At 66.5% G+C, this 17,096-nt stretch carries 19 protein-coding genes and 3 tRNA genes; 15 read left to right on the forward strand and 7 right to left on the reverse strand.

Annotated features, from left to right (window positions below; all coding sequences use genetic code 11):
- Nucleotides 1–2 precede the first annotated feature (2 nt).
- On the reverse strand, nt 3–932 hold the full coding sequence (locus ACAM55_RS06255; protein ID WP_369655177.1) for an alpha/beta fold hydrolase: 930 nt from the start codon (nt 930–932) through the stop codon (nt 3–5).
- A 115-nt stretch (nt 933–1,047) separates the two neighbouring features.
- Between ACAM55_RS06255 and ACAM55_RS06260 the strand changes: the two genes are divergently transcribed.
- The 4 genes from ACAM55_RS06260 to ACAM55_RS06275 all read left to right on the forward strand — a co-directional run bounded on the left by ACAM55_RS06260 (nt 1,048) and on the right by ACAM55_RS06275 (nt 3,689).
- Nucleotides 1,048–2,109 carry an aldo/keto reductase gene (locus tag ACAM55_RS06260; protein WP_369655178.1) on the forward strand — a complete coding sequence of 354 codons (1,062 nt, stop codon included), beginning with the start codon at nt 1,048–1,050 and terminating at the stop codon, nt 2,107–2,109.
- On the forward strand, nt 2,106–2,603 hold the full coding sequence (locus tag ACAM55_RS06265) for an aminoacyl-tRNA deacylase (RefSeq protein WP_369655179.1): 498 nt from the start codon (nt 2,106–2,108) through the stop codon (nt 2,601–2,603). The genes ACAM55_RS06260 and ACAM55_RS06265 overlap by 4 nt, the downstream gene beginning before the upstream one ends.
- An 83-nt stretch (nt 2,604–2,686) precedes the next feature.
- The gene (gene plsY, locus ACAM55_RS06270; protein WP_093015637.1) at nt 2,687–3,322 is read left to right on the forward strand and encodes a glycerol-3-phosphate 1-O-acyltransferase PlsY; all 636 of its coding nucleotides are present in this window, start codon (nt 2,687–2,689) and stop codon (nt 3,320–3,322) included.
- Between the two features lie 13 nt (nt 3,323–3,335).
- Nucleotides 3,336–3,689: a RidA family protein gene (locus ACAM55_RS06275; protein ID WP_369655180.1), complete on the forward strand. Its 354-nt coding sequence runs from the start codon at nt 3,336–3,338 to the stop codon at nt 3,687–3,689.
- A 9-nt stretch (nt 3,690–3,698) separates the two neighbouring features.
- Here ACAM55_RS06275 and ACAM55_RS06280 read toward each other — a convergent pair whose 3' ends face one another.
- Nucleotides 3,699–4,340 (reverse strand): TIGR02281 family clan AA aspartic protease, encoded by a 642-nt coding sequence (locus tag ACAM55_RS06280; protein ID WP_369655181.1) that lies wholly within the window; start codon nt 4,338–4,340, stop codon nt 3,699–3,701.
- Between the two features lie 7 nt (nt 4,341–4,347).
- Complete coding sequence (locus ACAM55_RS06285) at nt 4,348–4,833, reverse strand: YajQ family cyclic di-GMP-binding protein (protein WP_015866547.1); 486 nt, start codon at nt 4,831–4,833, stop codon at nt 4,348–4,350.
- Between the two features lie 45 nt (nt 4,834–4,878).
- Between ACAM55_RS06285 and murB the strand changes: the two genes are divergently transcribed.
- On the forward strand, nt 4,879–5,931 hold the full coding sequence (gene murB / locus ACAM55_RS06290) for a UDP-N-acetylmuramate dehydrogenase (RefSeq protein ID WP_369655182.1): 1,053 nt from the start codon (nt 4,879–4,881) through the stop codon (nt 5,929–5,931).
- Nucleotides 5,931–6,776 (forward strand): hypothetical protein, encoded by an 846-nt coding sequence (locus ACAM55_RS06295; protein ID WP_369655183.1) that lies wholly within the window; start codon nt 5,931–5,933, stop codon nt 6,774–6,776. The genes murB and ACAM55_RS06295 overlap by 1 nt, the downstream gene beginning before the upstream one ends.
- Before the next feature lie 73 nt (nt 6,777–6,849).
- On the opposite strand, the gene argG is transcribed toward ACAM55_RS06295, so the two are convergent.
- The 4 genes from argG to ACAM55_RS06315 all read right to left on the reverse strand — a co-directional run bounded on the left by argG (nt 6,850) and on the right by ACAM55_RS06315 (nt 9,704).
- Nucleotides 6,850–8,190 (reverse strand): argininosuccinate synthase, encoded by a 1,341-nt coding sequence (gene argG, locus ACAM55_RS06300; RefSeq protein ID WP_369655184.1) that lies wholly within the window; start codon nt 8,188–8,190, stop codon nt 6,850–6,852.
- 20 nt (nt 8,191–8,210) lie between these two features.
- On the reverse strand, nt 8,211–8,537 hold the full coding sequence (locus tag ACAM55_RS06305) for a pyrimidine/purine nucleoside phosphorylase (protein ID WP_369655185.1): 327 nt from the start codon (nt 8,535–8,537) through the stop codon (nt 8,211–8,213).
- Nucleotides 8,538–8,672: 135 nt separating this feature from the next.
- Nucleotides 8,673–9,290 carry a hypothetical protein gene (locus ACAM55_RS06310; RefSeq protein ID WP_369655186.1) on the reverse strand — a complete coding sequence of 206 codons (618 nt, stop codon included), beginning with the start codon at nt 9,288–9,290 and terminating at the stop codon, nt 8,673–8,675.
- Between the two features lie 57 nt (nt 9,291–9,347).
- Nucleotides 9,348–9,704 (reverse strand): ArsC family reductase, encoded by a 357-nt coding sequence (locus ACAM55_RS06315; RefSeq protein ID WP_369655187.1) that lies wholly within the window; start codon nt 9,702–9,704, stop codon nt 9,348–9,350.
- 57 nt (nt 9,705–9,761) lie between these two features.
- On the opposite strand from ACAM55_RS06315, the gene folC reads away from it, so the two are divergent.
- The 9 genes from folC (at nt 9,762) to ACAM55_RS06360 (ending at nt 17,039) form a co-directional block, all read left to right on the forward strand.
- Nucleotides 9,762–11,069 carry a bifunctional tetrahydrofolate synthase/dihydrofolate synthase gene (gene folC / locus ACAM55_RS06320; RefSeq protein ID WP_369655188.1) on the forward strand — a complete coding sequence of 436 codons (1,308 nt, stop codon included), beginning with the start codon at nt 9,762–9,764 and terminating at the stop codon, nt 11,067–11,069.
- A gap of 61 nt (nt 11,070–11,130) precedes the next feature.
- Entirely contained in the window at nt 11,131–12,006 is an 876-nt protein-coding gene (locus ACAM55_RS06325) for an SPOR domain-containing protein (protein WP_369655189.1), read from the forward strand.
- A gap of 18 nt (nt 12,007–12,024) precedes the next feature.
- Nucleotides 12,025–12,510: a CvpA family protein gene (locus ACAM55_RS06330; protein WP_369655190.1), complete on the forward strand. Its 486-nt coding sequence runs from the start codon at nt 12,025–12,027 to the stop codon at nt 12,508–12,510.
- 12 nt (nt 12,511–12,522) lie between these two features.
- The gene (purF, locus tag ACAM55_RS06335; RefSeq protein ID WP_369655191.1) at nt 12,523–14,025 is read left to right on the forward strand and encodes an amidophosphoribosyltransferase; all 1,503 of its coding nucleotides are present in this window, start codon (nt 12,523–12,525) and stop codon (nt 14,023–14,025) included.
- Between the two features lie 8 nt (nt 14,026–14,033).
- Nucleotides 14,034–15,254 carry an O-succinylhomoserine sulfhydrylase gene (locus ACAM55_RS06340; RefSeq protein WP_369655192.1) on the forward strand — a complete coding sequence of 407 codons (1,221 nt, stop codon included), beginning with the start codon at nt 14,034–14,036 and terminating at the stop codon, nt 15,252–15,254.
- Nucleotides 15,255–15,262: 8 nt separating this feature from the next.
- Nucleotides 15,263–16,651, forward strand: a complete 1,389-nt coding sequence (gltX, locus tag ACAM55_RS06345; protein WP_369655193.1) for a glutamate--tRNA ligase — start codon at nt 15,263–15,265, stop codon at nt 16,649–16,651.
- Between the two features lie 36 nt (nt 16,652–16,687).
- Nucleotides 16,688–16,763 (forward strand) — tRNA-Ala (locus ACAM55_RS06350).
- 54 nt (nt 16,764–16,817) lie between these two features.
- A tRNA-Glu gene (locus tag ACAM55_RS06355) sits at nt 16,818–16,893 on the forward strand.
- Nucleotides 16,894–16,962: 69 nt separating this feature from the next.
- Nucleotides 16,963–17,039: transfer RNA gene (locus ACAM55_RS06360), tRNA-Asp, on the forward strand.
- Nucleotides 17,040–17,096 lie beyond the last annotated feature (57 nt).

Consider the following 17,096-nt stretch of genomic DNA (forward strand, 5'->3'; position numbering starts at 1 on the left):
GCTCAGCCTGCCAGGAACTGCTCGATCAACCCGGCCACGAGCTGCGGCTGGTCGTGGTGCAGCATGTGGCCCGCGTCGTCGAGCCGCTCGACGCGCACCGAAGGCACGGACTTCAGGCGCTCATGAAACTCGTCCAGCGTGTAGCGGTTTTTCCACCAGCCGTGCAGGCTGTCGTCCGAGGCCTCGACCATCAGCGTGGGCGCCGAAATTCGCGCGTAGAGCGCGAGCGTTTCATCGACCCGGAAGATGTTCGCGTTGATGATCTTGTGCGCGGAGTCGCCCAGGATCTGCCAGCGCTCGCTGCCGTCGGCCTGCGCGTGCGGCGCCGACCAGTGGCTCGCAAGCCAGTTGGCCTTGTCGGGCGTGAGGCGCGGGTTGGTCTTCATGAGCCGGCGCGCCACGCCGTCCACGGCGGAGTAGCTGGCAAGCGCCATCTCGCCGCGGTGCAGTCGCTTGAGGTCGTCGATCCATTGGCCGTAGCGCACGGGCGCTTCCTCCGGCTTTCGCGCAGGCATGCCGAAGCCTTCGAGGTTGACGAGGCGGCGGATGCGCTCGGGCCTTGCGCCCGCGTAGTGCATGGCGACGTTGCCGCCCATGCTGTGGCCGACCAGGTCGACCGGCCGCGCCGCATCGCCTTCGCCCGCGTAGTGGTCGAGCAGCCATTCGAGGTCGGCAAGGTAGTCGGGCAGCCAGTAGTTGTCGACGCCGCCGCCCTCGGTGAGGCCGAAGCCGCGCCAGTCGGGCGCGACGATGAAGCGCTCTTCGGCCAGCGCATCGACCACGAACTGCCAGGAGGCGGCCACGTCCATCCAGCCGTGCACCAGCACCAGCGGCGGCCGCGCGGCCGAGGGCTCGCCCCAGAGGCGCACGTGGTAGCTGAGGTTGCGCACGGGCACGAATTCGCTGCGCGAGGGACGAAGAGCTTGGTACATGGGCGTCGATGATAAGGAGCCCGGCGCGGGCGCGCAGTCCGGCACAGGACAGCTGGCGCCCGGTTTTTTGGCCCACGGCCAGCACATTGCCGGGGAGGGCGGTAGCATCCCGCGCATGAAAAAAATCCAACTCGGCCAGAGCGACCTGCACGTCACCCCGATCTGCCTGGGCACCATGACCTTCGGCGAACAGGTGGACGAACCCACTTCCCATGCCATCTTGAGCCGCTCGCTCGAGCGCGGCGTCGATTTCATCGACACGGCCGAGATGTACTCGGTGCCCGCGCGGCAGGAGACCTACAGCGTCACCGAGACCATCATCGGCAACTGGTTTGCGGCCAACCCCGGTGCGCGCCAGAAGATCACGCTGGCCACCAAGGTGGCCGGCCCGTCGCGCGGCATGCCCTGGGTGCGCGCAGGCAGCGGCATGACGCCCGAAGACATCGAGGCCTCGTGCAATGCGAGCCTGAAGCGCCTGAAGACCGACGTCATCGACCTCTATCAGATCCACTGGCCCGAGCGCCATGTGCCGGCCTTCGGCAGCATCTACTACGACCCCGCCAAGGAAAGCTCGAAGACGCCGATCCACGACCAGCTCGAGGCGCTCGGCAAGCTGGTGAAGGCCGGCAAGGTGCGCGCCATCGGCCTCTCGAACGAGACGCCCTACGGCGTGCACGAGTTCGTGCGGCTGGCCGGGCAGCACGAACTGCCGCGCGTGGCCACGGTGCAGAACGTCTACAACCTGGCGAGCCGTGGCCTGGAGAACGGGCTCGACGAGACGATGCACCGGCTGGGCGTGTCGCTGCTGGCGTATTCGCCGCTGGCCTTCGGCCTGCTGACCGGCAAGTACGACCAGAGCGGCATCGAGGGGCCGGACGCACCGAAGGGCGCGCGCATTTCGAGCTACGAGTCGGTGCGCAAGCAACGCTGGGGCCGCCCCGACGCGCTGAAGGCCGCGCGCCTGTACAACCAGCTCGCGCGCGACAACGGCCTGACGCCGGTGCAGCTCGCGCTGGGCTTCTGCTACACCAAGTGGCAGGTGGCAAGCACGATCATCGGCGTGACCACGCTGGCGCAGCTGGACGAAGACATCGACGCCTTCGGCACCACGCTCTCGCCCGAGGTGCTGGCCGAGATCGACAGGATCCGGTGGGAGATCCGGGACCCGGCGGCGTGAGCAAGAATAAAAATTCCCACGTTTCCGAAACCCCCGCGACGCAGCTGCTGCGCGCGAACAAGGTCGCCTTCACCGAGCATCCGTACGAGTACCTGGAGCACGGCGGTGCCCAGCACAGCGCCGCCGTGCTGGGCTTCGACCCCTTCACGGTGGTGAAGACGCTGGTGATGCAGGACCAGGACGCCAGGCCGCTCATCGTGCTGATGCACGGCAACCGCACGGTGTCGACCAAGAACCTGGCGCGGCAGATCGGCGCCAAGTCGGTCGAGCCCTGCAGGCCCGAAATGGCGCAGCGCCACAGCGGCTACATGGTGGGCGGCACCTCGCCCTTCGGCACGCGGCGCCAGATGCCGGTCTACGTCGAGTCGACCATCCTCGAGCTGCCGAAGATCGCGATCAACGGCGGGCGGCGCGGCTACCTGGTGGGCATCGACCCGCAGGTGTGCGTGGCATTGCTGGGCGCCAGGCCGGTGCAGTGCGCGCTGGCAGAATAGCCGGCCCGCCGGCCTGAGACCGGCGGCATACCCCTCTGTCCGAACCAGCGAATAAGAACATCCATCCTTCGTGGAGCGCCGCCTTGAGCTTTCATCTGCCTTCCCTCCTGGCCATCGTGGCCTCCTACCTGATCGGCTCGCTGTCCTTCGCGGTCATCGTGAGCAAGTCGCTCGGCATGGCCGACCCGCGCAGCTACGGCAGCGGCAACCCCGGTGCGACCAACGTGCTGCGCTCGGGCAACAAGGGTGCGGCGCTGGCCACATTGCTGCTCGATGCGCTCAAGGGCTGGCTGCCGGTGTTCCTGATCCGCCACTTTGGCGCGCAGTGGGGGCTGGGGGAGGGCGTGGCCGCGCTGGCGGGCCTCGCGGCCTTCCTGGGCCATCTGTACCCGGTGTTCTTCGGCTTCCAGGGCGGCAAGGGCGTGGCCACCGCGGCGGGCGTGCTGGTGGGCATCGCGCCCTGGCTGGGGCTTGCCACCGGCGCCACCTGGCTGATCATCGCGGTGTTCTTCCGCTATTCGTCGCTGTCGTCGCTGGTGGCAGCCTTTTTTGCGCCGGCGTATTACCTTTTGGGCGGAAACATTGCGTGGCCGCTCGACCGCACGGTGCTGATTGCGATCATCATCATGAGCCTGCTGCTGATCTGGCGGCACCGCGAAAACATCCGCCGGCTCGCGGCCGGCACGGAGTCGAAACTCGGCTCGAAGAAAAAGGCTTGAGAGAAAGAACACCATGGCATCCATTACTCGCTTTCACGTCGGCCCGCGCCTGTCTGAAACGGCCGTGCACAACGGCACTATCTACCTGGCAGGCCAGGTGCCCGACGACACCACGCAGGACATCCGCGGCCAGACCACGCAGGTGCTGGCCATGGTCGACCGCCTGCTGGCCGAGGCCGGCAGCGACAAGTCGCGCATCCTGATGACGCAGATCTTCCTGGCCGACATCGACGACATCACGGCCATGAACGAGGTCTGGGATGCGTGGATTCCCGCCGGCAACACGCCGCCGCGCGCCACGGTGCAGGCCAAGATGGCCAACGCGGCCTACAAGATCGAGATCGTGGTCACGGCCGCGCAGGCCTGACGCTGACGCTCAGTACCGCTTCTCCAAGACCATCTGGTCGGCATCGCGCCGCATCGAGAACCGGTTGATGAAGCTGTTGCCCAGCAGCACGAAGGGCATGGGCTGCGGCGAGACGATGGCGTCGATGTCGTACACCTCGACGTCGCCCACGCGCACCGACTGCAGCCGCAGCTTGTAGCCCTGGGACACGCCGTTGGCGGTGTTCATCTGGACGCGCTGGCCCTTGCTGTAGTCCAACCCGATGCGTTGCGCATCGGCGGCCGACAACGCGATCGACGTGGCGCCGGTGTCGAGCATGAAGGTGACGGGGCGGCCGTTGATGGCGCCTTGCGTCATGAAGTGGCCGCGGCTGTCGGCCGGCAGCACGATGCGGCTGCCGCCGCCCGTGCCCCCTCCGCCGCCGATGCTCACGGGCGTGTCCATGCGCAGGTTGAGGCGCTTGCCCTCGAGTTCGACCACCGCCTGGTCGGCCTGCAGCGACACGAGCCTGACGCCCTGGAAGGTCTCGCCGACGGCCACGGTCTTGGGCGGTGCGCCGTCGACGATCAGGATCGCGCGGCTGCCGATGGTGCCGGTCAGCATGACGGAGCTCGCCGCATGCGCCCCTGCAGCGGCAGCCAGCAACTGCGCTGCGACGACCAGGGATTTCATTCGGAGCTCAGTCGCGGAAGTTGTTGAACGACAGCGGCATGTCGGGCACGTCTTTCTTGATGAGCGCCATGGCCGCCTGCAGGTCGTCGCGCTTGGCGCCGGTGATGCGCACCGCGTCGCCCTGGATGGCGGCCTGCACCTTGAGCTTGCTGTCCTTGATGATGCGGGTGATCTTCTTGGCCTGCTCGGATTCGATGCCGCTCTTGACCTTGATGACCTGCTTGACCTTGTCGCCGCCGATCTTCTGCACGTCGCCCTTGTCGAGAAAGCGCACGTCGACGCTGCGCTTGGTGAGCTTGGCGCGAAGAATGTCCTCGACCTGCACGAGCTGGAACTCGGCGTCGCCGATCATGGTGATTTCCTTGTCCTTGAGCTCGACGGCGGCGGCCGTGCCCTTGAAATCGAAACGCGTTGCGATTTCCTTGGCGGTGTTTTCGACCGCGTTCTTCACTTCGGGCAGATTCGGTTCGCAGACGGTATCGAAAGACGGCATTGGGCTCCTCCTGGATTCGCGGGTGCTGGATGCGACAATTCTCCCATGATCGTGGAGAACAACGTCCCGCTGCAGCCGTACAACAGCTTCGGCATCGTCGCGCGCGCGCAGAACCTGGTGCGCATCGCCAGCGAGGGGGACGTGGCCGAGCTGCGGGCCGACCCCCATTGGCGCGACGCGCCCCGTTTCGTGCTGGGCGGCGGCAGCAACATCGTGCTCACGGGCGACGTGAAGCCGCTGGTGCTGAAAGTCGAGATCAAGGGGCTGCGGCTGGTCGAGGAAACCCCGCGCGCCTGGATCGTGGAGGCCGGCGCAGGCGAAGTCTGGCACGACGCCATTCAGTGGATGCTCGCGAACGGCTACCCGGGGCTCGAGAATCTGGCGCTCATTCCGGGCACGGTGGGCGGTGCGCCGGTGCAGAACATCGGCGCCTATGGGGTCGAGTTGCAAGACCGCTTCGACTCGCTCGATGCCATCGACCTGGACACCGGGCGCAGCTTCACGCTGGATGCCGCGCAATGCGCCTTTGGCTACCGCGACTCGGTGTTCAAGCACGTGCGCAGCGGGCCGAACGATTTCGGGCTCTCGGGGCGGGCGCTGATCACCCGCGTGCGCTTTCGCCTGCCCAAGCCCTGGAAGGCGGTGGTGGGCTACCTCGACCTGGAGCGCAAGATGGAGGAGGCCGGCAATTTCACCCCCAGCGCCACCGACGTGTTCGACTGGGTCTGCGCCATTCGCCGCGCCAAGCTGCCCGACTGGCGCGTGCTCGGCAATGCCGGCAGCTTCTTCAAGAACCCGACCGTCACGCCCGAACAGTGCGCCGACATCATCGCGCGCGACCCGAAGATCGTGCACTACCCGATGAACGACGGCAGCATCAAGCTCGCGGCCGGCTGGCTCATCGACGCCTGTGGCTGGAAGGGCAAGTCGGTCGGCAACGCCGGCGTCTACGAAAAGCAGGCGCTGGTGCTGGTGAACCGCGGCGGCCTCGAAAACCCGGTGACGGGCGGCGAGGTGATGACGCTGGCCAAGGCCATACAGACGAGCGTGTACGAGCGCTTCGGCATCCGGCTGGAGCCGGAGCCGGTGGTCGTCTGATGGACCTCGACTTCCTGCACCTGAACTACCGGCGGCGCATTGCCGCGCTGATCTGGGCCCGCCGGGCAATTGTGCTGGGCGCCTTCGTCGCGGTGTTCTTCACCTTCCGAAGTGGCGGCCGATTTGTGCTGGTGCCGTTGGTCCTGGGTGGATGGCTTCTTGCCGCCACGCTGGGCTTCATGGAAACCAGCCTGCGCCGCCAGTTCATCCGCGAGGCGCGCATGCCGCCTTTCCTGATCGGCAAGCTGCGCGCGGCGCACCCGGGGCTCAGCCGGCGCGACGCCGAACTGGTGCTGCGCGGGCTGCGCCAGTTCTTCATGGCCCACCTGCGCAGCGGCCGCAAGTTCGTGGCCATGCCGTCCAAGGTGGTCGACACGGCCTGGCACGAGTTCATCCTGCACACGCAGGGCTACCAGAACTGGTGCAAGGCGGCCTTTGGCGGCATGCTGCACCACAGCCCGGCCGAGGTGCTGGGCCGGGACCCGAAGCGCAACGACGGCCTGCGCCGCAGCTGGTACTGGGCCTGCAAGGAAGAAAGCATCGATCCGCGCAAGCCGGCGCGCCTGCCGCTCCTGTTTGCGCTCGACGTGAAGTTCGGCATTCCGGGCGGTTTCGACTACGTGCCCGACTGCAAGGCGGTCGACCGGCACGACGGCTCCGGCGCCCATTGCGGCACCAGCTTCGGCGAGTCGTCGTCATCGGATGGCGGCAGCTCGGGCGATGCTCACGGCTTTGGCGGCAGTGAATCGAGCGGCAGCAGCGACGGCGGCAGCGGGGGAGGCGATTCCTCGGGAGACGGCGGCGGCGGTTGCGGCGGCGGGTGCGGAGGAGGCGGCGGCGACTGACCGGCAGGCATGCACGACGCGCACCAATGCAAACGGGCCCCGAAGGGCCCGTTTGTCATGGGGAACGCGTTGCCTACTCGCGCTCGTCGTCGTTCGCGAGCTTGGGCAGCGAGGCGCCCTGGCCTGTCGACAGCAACCCGGTCTTGCTGTAGATCGCCAGCTTGTCGCGGGTGTCGATGATGTCCAGGTTGCGCATGGTCAGCTGGCCGATGCGGTCGAGCGGCGTGAAGGCGCCCTCGACCTTTTCCATGCTCAGGCGCTCGGGCTTGTAGGTCAGGTTGGCCGACTCGGTGTTGAGCAGCGAATAGTCGTTGCCGCGGCGCAGTTCGACCGTCACTTCGCCGGTGATGGCGCGTGCCACCCAGCGCTGGGCGGTTTCGCGCAGCATGATGGCCTGCGGGTCGAACCAGCGGCCCTGGTAGAGCAGGCGGCCGAGCTTGCGGCCGTTGTCGCGGTACTGCTCGATGGTGTCTTCGTTGTGGATGCCGGTCACCAGGCGCTCGTAGGCGATGAACAGCAGCGCGAGGCCGGGCGCCTCGTAGATGCCGCGGCTCTTGGCTTCGATGATGCGGTTCTCGATCTGGTCGCTCATGCCCAGGCCGTGGCGCCCGCCGATGCGGTTGGCTTCCAGGATGAGCTCGACCAGGTCGGGGTATTCCTTGCCGTTGAGGGCGACCGGGCGGCCTTCCTCGAAGCGCACGCGCACCTCTTCGCGCTTGACTTCGACCTCGTCCTTCCAGAAGGCGACGCCCATGATCGGGTTGACGATCTTGATGCCGCTGTTCAGGTGCTCCAGGTCTTTCGCCTCGTGGGTGGCGCCCAGCATGTTGGAGTCGGTGCTGTAGGCCTTCTCGGCCGACATCTTGTAGCCGAAGCCGGCGGCTGTCATGAAGGCCGACATCTCGGCGCGGCCGCCCAGTTCGTCGATGAAGAGCTGGTCGAGCCAGGGCTTGTAGATCTTCAGCGCCGGGTTGGTGAGCAGGCCGTAGCGGTAGAAGCGCTCGATATCGTTGCCCTTGTAGGTGCTGCCGTCGCCCCAGATGTGGACGTCGTCTTCCTTCATCGCGCTGACCAGCATCGTGCCGGTGACCGCGCGGCCGAGCGGCGTGGTATTGAAGTAGGTGACGCCGGCAGTGGTGACGTGGAAGGCGCCGGCCTGCAGCGCGGCAAGGCCTTCGGCGGCCAACTGGCTGCGGCAGTCGATCAGCCGGGCCTTCTCGGCGCCGTACTGCATCGCCTTGCGCGGGATCTCGTCGTAGTCGGGCTCGTCGGGCTGGCCGAGGTTGGCGGTGTAGGCGTAGGGAATCGCGCCCTTCAGCTTCATCCAGTGCAGTGCCGCGCTGGTGTCCAGGCCGCCCGAAAAGGCAATGCCGACCTTCTGGCCGGCGGGAACGTTTTGGAGAATGGTCGACATGTGGGTGTCCGGTTCGCGGTTCAGCCGAAGTGGCAGATGTAGCTATAGGGCTCGCCGGTCACTCGGATCTGGAAGCTGGAGTCGCCCGGCACGCTGAACTTCTGCCCGGGGCCGGAGGAAATCCATTCGCTGGTTCCAGCCAGCTGGTATTCGCAGCTGCCTGCGGTGCCTTCCATGATCTCGGGCGCGCCGGTCTTGAAGGTCAGGGTGGACGGCAGGATCACGCCCACCGATTTTTTCGTGCCGTCGGCCAGTGTGAGGCTGTGGCTCACGCACTTGCCGTCGAAATACACATTGGCCTTGGTCGCCACTGCGGCGCTGTTGAGAGTGTCGGTAGTCGTCGTCATTGGATGGCGCCGGCGCATGCGCGGTCGGCTTGTCGAGGACGCGCCACCGCGGCGGCGCACCCCTCAGGGGTTGGAAAAGTCCTCGATTTTAGGGCTTGGCCGGCAACCGGCAGCCCGGCTGCCGCATCGGGCGGCTCAGCGCCAGTGACGGTAGCCGTATCCGCGATAGCCGCCCCAGCCCCTGGAGTACCCCAGGTTCAGCGAAATGCCGACCGGCGGATAGACGTAGGGCTGCGGGTAGACGTAGGTCGGCTGCACATAGACGGGGGCCGGGTACACCGGCGCCGGCTGCGCGTAGACCGGTGCCGGCGGCGCGTTGGAAACCACCACGCCGGGCTCGGGCACCACGCTGTCCCAAGCCGATCCGCCTGGCGGTGCGTATTGACCTGGTTGTGCGTATTGAGGGGGCTGCTGGTACTGATACTGGTATTGCTGCTGGCCGCTGTCGGCTTCGACCGGATAGGGCTGCAACTGGGGCTGGGGCGCGACCGGTGCCGTCGTCACGCCATAGGCGCCGGCCTCGACCGCAATGGTGGCGCCCGGCCGGCTGTTGGTGCGGGTGGTGTATTGGCGGCCGTTGTATTCGTAAGTGACGTTGTAGCTGACGTCGCTGCCGGTGGTTTCGCGAACCGGCGTGGCGGAAATCACCCGGGCCTGGACCACTTGCTGGGCCTGCGCGACGCCGGCGGCGCCGGCCGTCAGAAGGCCGGCCACAGAAAGGCCCGCGAGGGTGCGAAAGACTTGTCTGTTCATGGTGTTCTCTCCTGCAGATCGGGGTTGGAGGCCGGCCGGCGAGACGGGTTCCGGGGTTTACACGGCGTTCACAGCAGCCCAGGCTTCGGCGTCGAACCCTGTCGTAACGCCGGTTTTGGCCCCCCAGTTGACCACCGGCCGCTTGATGAGGCTGGGGTTGGCCAGCAGCGCGGCGCGGGCGGATGCGGCGTCTGCCACCGCGTTGCGGGTGGCTTCGTCGAGTTTGCGCCAAGTGGTGCCGCGGCGGTTGACCAGGGCCTCCCAGCCCGGCTTTTTGAGCCACTGGTCGAGCTCGGCCTCGGGCACGCCTTGCTTCTTGAAGTCATGGAAGGTGTAGGCGACGCCATGTTCGTCGAGCCAGGCGCGGGCGCGCTTGACGGTGTCGCAGTTCGGGATGCCGTAGAGGGTTGTCATGGACGCCAATGATGCCGATAAAACGTGGGGCGCCGGGCGCTTTCCGGGTCGGCGACAATGCCGGGCTCCATGGAAACCCTTAACGACTGGCTCGCACGCGCCGAGCAACTCCATCCGAAGAACATCGAGCTCGGCCTCGAGCGCGCCAAAGAGATGGCCGCCCGGATGGGCCTGCGCTTCGACTGCCCGGTCATCACCGTGGCCGGCACCAATGGCAAGGGTTCGACCTGCGCCATGCTCGAATCAATCCTCACGCATGCGGGCTACCGTACGGCGGTCTTCACTTCGCCGCACCTGGTGCGCTTCGAGGAACGGCTGCGGCTGGCGGGCGAAGCAGTCGATGCTTCAAAATTAATAGCAAACTTCGAGGCGGTGGAGGTGGCCCGGGGCGACATGCCCCTGACGTACTTCGAGTTCACCACCCTGGGCATCCTGCGCTGCATGATCGAGGAGAAGCCGGACGTGGCCATTCTCGAGGTCGGGCTCGGCGGCCGGCTCGACGCGGTCAACATCATCGACACCGATTGCGCGGTCATCACCAGCATCGACCTCGACCACATGGACTACCTCGGTCCCGACCGCGAGAGCATCGGTTTCGAGAAGGCCGGCATCCTGCGCCCGGGCAAGCCCGCCATCGTGAGCGACCCGATGCCGCCGCAAAGCGTGATCGACCATGCGGCCGCCATCGGCGCCGACCTCTGGCGCTTCGGACACGATTTCAACGTCTCGGGCGACAAGCAGCAGTGGGGCTGGTCGGGCCGCGGCCGGCGCTACAGCGGGCTGGCCTATCCGGCGCTGCGCGGCGCCAACCAACTGCTCAATGCCGCGGGCGTGCTTGCGGCGCTCGAAGCGCTGCGGCCGCAACTGCCCATCACCGCGCAGGCCGTGCGCACGGGGCTCGCCATGGTCGAGCTGCCCGGCCGCTTCCAGATCGTTCCGGGCGAGCCCGCGCTGGTGCTCGACGTGGCGCACAACGCCCATGCGGTCGCCGCGCTGGCCGAGAACCTCGACGCGATGGGTTTCTATCCCACCACGCACGGCGTCTTCGGCGTCATGGCCGACAAGGACCTGGCCCCGATCCTCGCGCGCATCGGCCCCATGATCGACCGCTGGTACTTCACCGATCTGCCGACGCCGCGCGCCGCCAGGGCCAGCGATCTGCTCGCGAGCTGGCAGGCGCAAAACACGCGCGCCGACGCCTCCGCAAGCGTGCATTCCGGGCCGATGGAAGCGCTGCGCGCGGCCATCGAGCACGCGGACCCCGCTGATAGAATCGTGGTCTTCGGATCGTTCTTCACCGTGGGTGGCGTGCTGGAGCACGGCACTCCGCGGCTGCAAGCCAAACACCTGCTGCCCGGCGGCTGATCGCCGGACCGTCCGCACCATCTGGCACCACCTCGCTGCACTCCTTCAGGGATCGAACTTCATGGCGTTTTTCAAGTTCCGCACGCGCGGCCCGCAAGGCAACGAAGGACGCAGCGCACCAGCTGCCGTCCCCGCGGAAAGTGTCGAAACCATGCGTCGCCGCGCGCGGCACCGGTTGGTGGGCGCGGCCGTTCTGGTGCTGCTTGGCGTCATCGGATTTCCGTTGTTGTTCGACACCCAGCCGCGCCCGGTCTCGGTCGACATCCCCATCGAGATTCCCGACCGCAACAAGGTCAAGCCATTGCCGGTGCCTGCAACGCCCGTGCCCGCTGCGCCCACGACCGGCGCGGCCGACAGCGGCGCCCGCGTGGCGGCGGCATCCCCTTCGACGTCGACCGGCGGCATGATCACCGAGACGGCCGACGGCACCGAGATTCCATCCGGCAAGCCGGCCGCCAGCACGCCTCCGGCCGAAACCCGGCCCACGGCCGAAGCCAAGCCGGAACGCAAGCCCGAGCCGAAGCCGGAACACAAACCCGAACCCAAGCCCGAGCCGAAGCCAAAGCCCGAGGCCAAACCGGAAGCCAAACCCGAACCCAAGCCCGCGGCGCCCAAGCCGGCCTCGGCCGAGGACGGCAACCGCGCGCGCGCCTTGCTCGAGGGCAAGCCTTCCAACACCAGCACCAAGCCCGCCGCAGCCGAAGATGGCGGCCGCTTCGTGGTGCAGGTCGGTGCCTTTGCCGATGCCGACAAGGCACGCGAAGTGCGGCAGAAACTCGAGAAGGCAGGCCTGAAGACCTATGTGCACGTGGCCAAGACGTCCGACGGCGAACGCACGCGTGTGCGTGTCGGCCCGTTCAGCTCGCGCGCCGAGGCGGACAAGGCCGCGGAGAAGGTCAAGGGCTTGTCTTTGTCGGCCGCCATCCTCACGTTGTAGTAGCCATCGCCCGCTGCCGTGGCCCTGCTCGATTGGATCGCCGTCGCGCTCATCGTCGTGTCGATGCTGCTCGGCCTCATGCGAGGCCTGGTGTTCGAAGTGATTTCGCTGGCGGGCTGGGTGGCTGCATTCATCGCCGCCCAGTGGCTGGCTTCGGATGTGGCGGCCTGGCTGCCGTTCGGCGACCCGCAGGCCGCCTGGCGCTATCCGCTGGCCTTCGTGCTGGTGTTCGTGGCGGTGGTGTTCGGCGTGGGCCTGGTGGCGGCGCTGACGCGAAAGTTGATTGCAGCTGTCGGCCTCAGGCCGGTGGACCGGATATTGGGTGGGGCCTTCGGAGCGGCGCGGGGTGCGGTTGCCCTGCTCGTTCTGGCGGTCATTGTTCATTTGCTGGCGTTGAGCGACAGTGCCTGGTGGCACGAATCGCGCAGCGCCAATGTTCTCGATGCGGCATTGCAGGGCCTGAAACCCGCGCTGCCTGAAAAGTTGGCAAGCTACCTGCCCTGAGAGGAATCGTTCATGTGTGGAATCGTCGGCGTTGTCAGCAACGCACCCGTCAATCAGCTGCTCTATGACGCCTTGCTGCTGCTGCAGCACCGCGGCCAGGACGCGGCCGGCATCGTCACCCTGCTCGAACGCAAGTTCTTCATGCACAAGGCCAAGGGCATGGTGCGCGACGTGTTCCGCACGCGCAACATGCGCGCGCTGCCGGGCAACGTGGGCCTGGGCCAGGTGCGCTACCCGACGGCGGGCAACGCCTACAGCGAAGAAGAGGCGCAGCCCTTTTACGTCAACGCGCCGTTCGGCATCGTGCTGGTGCACAACGGCAACCTGACCAACGCGCATGCGCTGCGTTCGGAGCTGTTCTCCACCGACCACCGCCACACCAACACCGAGAGCGACTCCGAAGTGCTGCTCAACGTGCTCGCGCACGAGCTTGAGCGCGCATCGCGCGGCGTGCCGCTGAACCCGGCCGAGGTGTTTGCCGCGGTCAAGAACATGCACAAGCGCCTGCGCGGCTCGTATGCCGTGGTGTCGCTGATCGCCGGCCACGGGCTACTGGCTTTCCGCGACCCCTACGGCATTCGCCCGCTCTGCATGGGACGCAACGCCGACGGCACCGTGATGGTGGCCAGCGAGTCGGTGGCGCTCGAAGGATCGGGCCATGTGTTCGAGCGCAACATCGCGCCCGGCGAAGCCGTGTTCATCGACCTGCAGGGCAACGTGCATTCGATGCAGTGCGCCGAGGCGCCCACGCTCAACCCCTGCATCTTCGAATTCGTGTACCTGGCGCGGCCCGACTCGGTGCTCGACGGCATCTCGGTGTACCAGGCGCGGCTCAACCTGGGCGAGACGCTGGCCAAGCGCGTGGTGTCCACCGTGCCGCCGAACCAGATCGACGTGATCATTCCGATTCCGGAATCGAGCCGACCGAGCGCCACGCAGCTTGCGCACCTGCTCGGCGTGCCCTACCGCGAAGGCTTCGTGAAGAACCGTTACGTCGGCCGCACCTTCATCATGCCGGGGCAGGGCGTGCGCAAGAAGTCGGTGCGCCAGAAGCTCAACGTGATTGCGAGCGAGTTCAAGGGCCGCAACGTGCTGTTGGTCGACGACTCGATCGTGCGCGGCACCACCAGCCGCGAAATCGTGCAGATGGCACGCGATGCCGGCGCACGCAAGGTCTACCTCGCCAGCGCCGCGCCGCCGGTGCGCTACCCCAACGTCTACGGCATCGACATGCCCACCAAGGACGAACTGGTGGCGCATGACCGCACCATCGAGCAGATCCGCGAGCTGATCGGTTGCGACGCACTCATCTATCAAGACGTCGATGCCATGAAGCGCGCCATCGGTTCGCTCAACCCCAAGCTCGATGGCTTCGACGCCTCCTGCTTCGACGGCGTGTACGTGACCGGCGACATCGACACCGAGGCGATCTCGCGCATGAACGGCAACCGTCCCCGCATCGAAGAGACCGAGGAAGATTCTTCGCGCCTCGCGCTTCCCAATCACAGCGAGTGAGGGCTGAATTGACCGACGAACGCACCCTGCCGCCCGGACTGCATCGCGACACGCTTGCGCTGCGCACCGGCCTGGCGCCGAGCCAGCACGGCGAGCACTCCGAAGCGCTGTTCCTGACCAGCGGCTTCGTGCAGCCCGACGCCGAAACCTCGGCGCGCCGCTTTGCCGGCACCGAAGCGGGCTTTACCTACTCGCGCACTTCCAACCCCACGGTCACCAGCTTCGAGCAGCGCCTTGCGGCAATGGAAGGCACCGAGGCCGCCATCGGCGCTTCCACCGGCATGGGCGCGATCCTCATGATGTGCATGGGCCTGCTGAAGGCGGGGGACCACGTGATCTGCTCGCGCTCGGTGTTCGGTTCCACGCTGAACCTGTTCGGCAAGGAGTTCGCCAAGTTCGGCGTCGAAACCACCTTCGTCTCCCAGACCGACGTGAGCGAGTGGCGTGCGGCCATCAAGCCCAACACGAAGCTGCTGTTTGCCGAAACGCCGACCAATCCGCTGACCGAGGTGTGCGACATCCGTGCACTGGCCGACCTGGCGCATGGCGCCGGTGCGCTGCTCGCGGTCGACAACTGCTTCTGCACGCCCGCGCTGCAGCGCCCGACCGAGATGGGCGCCGACCTCATCATTCATTCCGGCACCAAGTATCTCGACGGCCAGGGCCGCGTGATGGCCGGCGCGATCTGCGGTCCGTCGAAGCTCATCGTCGACGTGTTCGGCCCGGTGGTGCGTACCGCCGGCATGGCGCTGTCGCCGTTCAACGCGTGGGTCGTGCTCAAGGGCCTGGAAACGCTGGGCATCCGCATGCAGGCGCAGTGCGCCAATGCGCTGGCCGTGGCCCAGTGGCTCGAAACGCAGCCCGGCGTTGCGCGCGTCTACTACCCAGGCCTTGCCTCGCACGCGCAGCACGATCTGGCCATGCGCCAGCAGTCGGGGCAGGGCGGGGCGGTGGTGTCGTTCGACGTGGTCGGCAACGATCCCGAGACGGCGCGCGCCAATGCCTTCCACGTGATCAACAGCACGCGCGTGGTGAGCATTGCTACCAACCTGGGCGACACCAAGACCATCATCACGCATCCCGGCACCACGTCGCACGGCCGCCTGACCGAAGTGCAGCGCCAGGCCGCCGGCATCAGCCAGGGGCTCATTCGCGTCGCGGTCGGCCTCGAGTACATCGACGACATCAAGGCCGACTTGCTTCGCGGCCTTGGCACCCTGAAATCCTGATCGTTCCCATGACCGGCAAAGTTCGCACCCGCATCGCTCCGTCTCCCACCGGCTTTCTTCACCTGGGCACGGCCCGCACCGCGCTCTACTCGTGGGCCTACGCGCGCCACCATGGCGGAGAGTTCGTGCTGCGCATCGAGGACACCGACGTGGCCCGCTCCACGCAAGACTCGACCGACCAGATCCTTGCGTCGATGCACTGGCTCGGCCTCGACTACGACGAAGGCCCGATCTACCAGATGCAGCGCCTCCCGCGCTACCGCGAAGTCATTGCGCAAATGCTCGCGGCCGGCACGGCCTATCACTGCTACTGCACGCCGGCCGAGCTCGACGAAATGCGCGAAGCCCAGCGCGCCCGCGGCGAAAAGACCTTGTACGACCGCCGCTGGCGCCCCGAGCCCGGCAAGGTGCTGCCGCCCGTGCCCGAAGGCGTGCCGCCCGTGGTGCGCTTCTGCAACCCGCCCGAAGGCGACGTGACGTGGAACGACCTCGTCAAGGGCGAGATCACCATCAACAACCGCGAGATCGACGACCTCATCATCCTGCGGCCCGACGGTGTGCCCACCTACAACTTCGCGGTGGTGGTCGACGACTGGGACATGGCCATCACGCACGTGTTCCGCGGCGACGAGCACATCAACAACACGCCGTGGCAGATCAACATCTTCCGCGCGCTGGGTGCGCCGCTGCCTGCGTTCGGCCATGTGCCGGTGATCCTGGGCGACGACGGGCAGAAGCTCTCCAAGCGCCGCGGCGCCGTGAGCGTCACCGCCTATGAAGAGAACGGCTACCTGCCGGAAGCCATGCTCAACTATCTGGCGCGCCTTGGCTGGAGCCATGGCGACGACGAGCTCTTCACGCGCGAGCAGATGGTGAGCTGGTTCGACGGTTCGCACCTGTCGAAGAGTCCCGCCCAGTGGGACGCCGCCAAGCTGTCGTGGGTCAATGCGCAATACATCAAGGCCAAGGCCGACGATGAACTCGCGCCGCTGGTCGCAGCGCAGCTGCAGAAGCGCGGCCTCACCGCCGACGAACGACTGCCCGCGATCTGCGCACTCTTCAAGGACCGCTGTGAGACCACGGTCGCATTGGCCGACTGGGCTGCGGCGTTCTATGCCGACGTGACCGTGAGCGAAGCCGATCGCGCGCAGCACATCACCGACGCGGTGAAGCCCGTCATCGCCACGCTGGCCGAAAAGCTCGCGAGCGTGAACTGGGAAAAAACTTCGATTGCTGCAGGCATCAAGGAAGTTTTGGCCGCACATTCTGTGAAAATGCCTGTGTTGGCCATGCCGGTTCGCGTCCTCGTGATGGGAACTGCGCAGACACCATCCCTCGATTCAGTGCTCGCAATTTTTTCTCGCGAAAAAGTCATCGAGCGTTTGAAAAGAGCCTGATTTTTCAGGCTATAATTTGAGGCTCGACACCCACACGGGGGTATAGCTCAGCTGGGAGAGCGCTTGCATGGCATGCAAGAGGTCATCGGTTCGATCCCGTTTACCTCCACCATCAAAGTGTCGAGAAGAGAAGAAGTGCTGATCGCAGCACGGTTCCTAAGGTTTTGACCCTATCGTCTAGAGGCCTAGGACACCACCCTTTCACGGTGGCTACCGGGGTTCGAATCCCCGTAGGGTCGCCAGTTTCGCGCAAGTGAAGCAGGCACAAGTCGTCAGCACTTGGCTCCGCAAGGAGTGAACGTTGTCTACCAGGAGTGGTAGTTCAGTTGGTTAGAATACCGGCCTGTCACGCCGGGGGTCGCGGGTTCGAGTCCCGTCCACTCCGCCAGTTCCGACAAGGGTTAGCAGATTAACGTCTGCTAACCCTTTTGTCTTTTCGGACTCG

Origin of the sequence: Variovorax sp. V213 (genome assembly GCF_041154455.1) — a bacterium.
GTDB lineage: Bacteria > Pseudomonadota > Gammaproteobacteria > Burkholderiales > Burkholderiaceae_C > Variovorax.